Annotated in this window: 5 protein-coding genes; 2 read left to right on the plus strand and 3 right to left on the minus strand. The window is 64.7% G+C overall.

Annotation, left to right across the window (positions count from 1 at the left end; all coding sequences use genetic code 11):
• Positions 1-258: hypothetical protein (locus H926_RS24990; protein ID WP_202804660.1), on the minus strand; the 258-nt coding region annotated here is incomplete at its 3' end.
• Between the two features lie 170 nt (positions 259-428).
• Between H926_RS24990 and ychF the strand changes: the two genes are divergently transcribed.
• Entirely contained in the window at positions 429-1,529 is a 1,101-nt protein-coding gene (ychF, locus tag H926_RS0101110) for a redox-regulated ATPase YchF (RefSeq protein WP_022674658.1), read from the plus strand.
• A gap of 54 nt (positions 1,530-1,583) precedes the next feature.
• Positions 1,584-2,042 carry a MaoC family dehydratase gene (locus H926_RS0101115; RefSeq protein WP_022674659.1) on the plus strand — a complete coding sequence of 153 codons (459 nt, stop codon included), beginning with the start codon at positions 1,584-1,586 and terminating at the stop codon, positions 2,040-2,042.
• Between the two features lie 75 nt (positions 2,043-2,117).
• Here H926_RS0101115 and H926_RS24995 read toward each other — a convergent pair whose 3' ends face one another.
• Positions 2,118-2,570, minus strand: a complete 453-nt coding sequence (locus tag H926_RS24995) for a hypothetical protein (RefSeq protein WP_022674660.1) — start codon at positions 2,568-2,570, stop codon at positions 2,118-2,120.
• 122 nt (positions 2,571-2,692) lie between these two features.
• Positions 2,693-3,187, minus strand: a complete 495-nt coding sequence (locus tag H926_RS0101125; protein WP_022674661.1) for a hypothetical protein — start codon at positions 3,185-3,187, stop codon at positions 2,693-2,695.
• Between the last annotated feature and the right edge of the window lie 156 nt (positions 3,188-3,343).

Raw genomic sequence — 3,343 nt, forward strand, 5'->3', positions numbered from 1 at the left:
GGCGAGCAGCCGCAGCAGCGCCTGCGTGTCGGCGGCGGGCAGCTTGCCCGAGTCGAGCGCGCTCAGCGCTTCCATCCGCGCCGTCACGAAATCCTGCGCGGCAAAGGCGCTGCGGGCCTTGGCAGCATGGGCGGCGGGATTGTCGCCACAGCCGGCCAGCACCAGGGCCAGCGCCAATGCCGGCGTGATCAGCGCGCCGCGCGGCAGACCGGCACGGGCATGGCGGTGCAAAAACGATGGCAGGATAGCGCGCCTCATGCCGGTTGCCATGCCAGCAAGGCCTGAAACTTCGGTGAAGATTGCCGACCGGCCACGCAAAACCCCTTGCCACAGGGCGCTGCCCCCTTGACCTTGGGCCTACAAGCCACCATCGCGGCCGGCAATATGCGGCCCCGCATCGGCGTGGGGCCATAGCCAAGGACACGAAGATGGGTTTTCGTTGCGGGATCGTCGGCCTTCCCAATGTCGGCAAGTCGACGCTGTTCAACGCGCTGACCGAAACGCAGGCGGCCCAGGCCGCCAACTATCCGTTCTGCACGATCGAACCCAACGTGGGCAACGTGGGCGTGCCCGACGCCCGGCTCGATACCCTGGCTAAGATCGCCGGCAGCCAGAAGATCATCCCCACCCAGCTTGGCTTTGTCGACATCGCCGGCCTGGTGCGCGGCGCATCCAAGGGTGAAGGCCTGGGCAACCAGTTCCTGGGCAACATCCGCGAAGTGGATGCGATCATCCACGTGCTGCGCTGCTTTGAAAACGACGATATCCAGCATGTCGATAACCGCGTCGATCCGCTGTCGGACGCCGACACGGTGGAAACCGAACTGATGCTGTCCGACCTGGAAAGCCTGGAAAAGCGCGTGCCTGCCGCCGCCAAGAAGGCGACCAGCGGCGACAAGGAAGCCAAGGCCATGGCCTCGGTGCTGGGCCAGGCGCTGGAACTGCTGCGCGAAGGCAAGCCCGCCCGCCTCACCCAGCCCAAGGACGACGAGGAAGAGCGCCTGTTCAAGCAGGCGCAGTTGCTCACCGCCAAGCCCGTGCTCTACGTCTGCAACGTGGAAGAGGAAAGCGCCGCCACCGGCAATGCCCACTCCGCCCGCGTGTTTGAAAAGGCCAAGGCAGAAGGCGCCGAAGCCGTGGTGGTCTCTGCCGCGATCGAGGCCGACCTGATCGGCATGGACAGCGAGGAACGCCTGGCGTTCCTGGCCGAACTGGGCCTGCATGAAACCGGTCTCAACCGCGTGATCCGCGCCGGGTATGACCTGCTGCACCTGCTGACCTTCTTCACCGTCGGCCCCAAGGAAGCCCGCGCCTGGACCGTCCATCAGGGCGCCAAGGCCCCCGAGGCTGCCGGCGAAATCCACTCCGACATGCAGCGCGGCTTCATCCGCGCCGAAACCATCGCCTTTGACGATTTCGTCTCGCTGGGCGGCGAGGCGGGCGCGCGCGATGCCGGCAAGCTGCGCCAGGAAGGCAAGGAATACATCGTCAAGGACGGCGATGTGATGCACTTCAAGTTCAACGTCTGAACCTGTTCGATCGGATGGTTGACGCATGGGGAAAGCAGGTTCACCCTGCCCCCCATGCGACACTATGAAGATCTGGAAGTGGGCGCCGTTGCCCGGTTCGGGCAACGCCACGTCACGCGAGAGGAAGTGGTGGAATTTGCGGGCAAGTATGACCCGCAACCGTTCCACCTGTCTGACGAGGCGGCCGCCGCCACGCACTTCGGGCGGCTTTCCGCCAGTGGCTGGCACACCTGCGCCATGACCATGGCGATGATCGTGGAAGAGCAGGACCGCGCCGGCCACCAGGGCCTTGGTTCACCCGGCATTGACGAACTGCGCTGGCGCCACCCGGTCTATCCCGGCGACACGCTGCGCGTGGAAACCACGATCCTGAGCAAGCGGCGCAGCCAATCGCGCCCGGAAATGGGCCTGTTCCGCGCCGAAACCCGCGTGCTCAACCAGGATGGCGTGATCGTACTGACCATGGTGAGCAACGCCATGGTGAGCACGCGCGACCCCAACGGCACCGACTAAGCAGGCAGCGTCCATGAAAAAGGGCGCGCGTGGCATGGCCACACGCGCCCGTTTCCTTGCATCAGATGTGCGTGATCACATCTTCTGGGCAGAGGTCTGATCGGCCGTGACCGGACGATGCAGCGCCGCGTTGTGCTTGGCGTGGTGATGACGCGCGTGGTGCTTCTTGGCCTTCTTGGGGTGGGTCTTGGCCCACTTCCAACGCTCAAGCGAGCGCAGGCGCGTTTCCAGCGTATCGGCACGGCTGCCGGCCGATTGCGCCGCCATCGAGGCGGCCTGGGCGGCCGAACCGGCGCTCTGCGCCGCAGTCATAGCGTTGTTGGCCGAACCCTGTGCCTGCGCCGCAGCCTGTGCCGCGGAATCGGCCGAACCCTGCGCCCGCTGCGCCGTCATTACGCCTTCATCAGCGCGCGCCTGTGCCTGATCGGCCGCAGCCTGGGCCCGCTTAACCGATCCGGTGGTTGCACACCCTGCCAGCGCCATTGGCAGAAGTGCGGAAAGCAACACGATGTGACGACCCTTGTTCATAGGCGTTTCCCTTAGTCTTTGGCGCCCCCGCGCGATGCAAGACGCATGAGAGGGCAAAGAGTCACGCCGAAATGGACCGAAACGCGCCAGATTGGTGCTTTTGCAAGATATGGTGCGCAAACCTACATCGGCTTGCACTGCACATTGCCCTTGGCGGTATAAACCGGGCGGCTATCGGCGTCGGAAATCACCAGTTGCCCGTCAAAGCTGTCGATCACGCCCATCGTCTTGGCCTTGCCATCATCGATCCGCGTCAGCGTCAGCGCCCACTCGCGCCCGGTATAGTGCGACCAGCCGTGCTGCGGCAGCTTGGCACTGCCCTTGTCGGCGGCCAATACCACGATCTGATCCTTGATCTTGATGAGGCCGCGATCTTCCTGCGCCAGCAGCACCGCCCCCATGCCACCATTGTCAGGCACGAAGTTGCATCCCGATCCGGTCAGCTTGCCTTTGGTGATGTCGAAAAAGTCGATGACCTGCGGACTGATCTCCTGCGCCGGTGCCCGCTCCTTCTGCGCCGCCTCAACCTGGGCAATCGCCGCATCGTCGCTTTGCTGCGGGGCTTTGTGACACGCGGCGAGCAAAACCAGAGGCAGGGCAATAGCGGCACGATGCATGGGGTCTCTCCCGTAAAGGTCTGTGATCTGGATAATCGTGGAACAGCTGGCGACCAAACGGTTCCTCGCCCCCTCCATCACGCGCTGCGCGCGCGGTTCCCCTCCCGCGGTGGGGGAGGATCTTCTCCCTGAACAAATCCTCCCCCACCGGGGGAG

Origin of the sequence: Novosphingobium sp. B-7, assembly GCF_000410615.1 — a bacterium.
GTDB lineage: Bacteria > Pseudomonadota > Alphaproteobacteria > Sphingomonadales > Sphingomonadaceae > Novosphingobium > Novosphingobium capsulatum.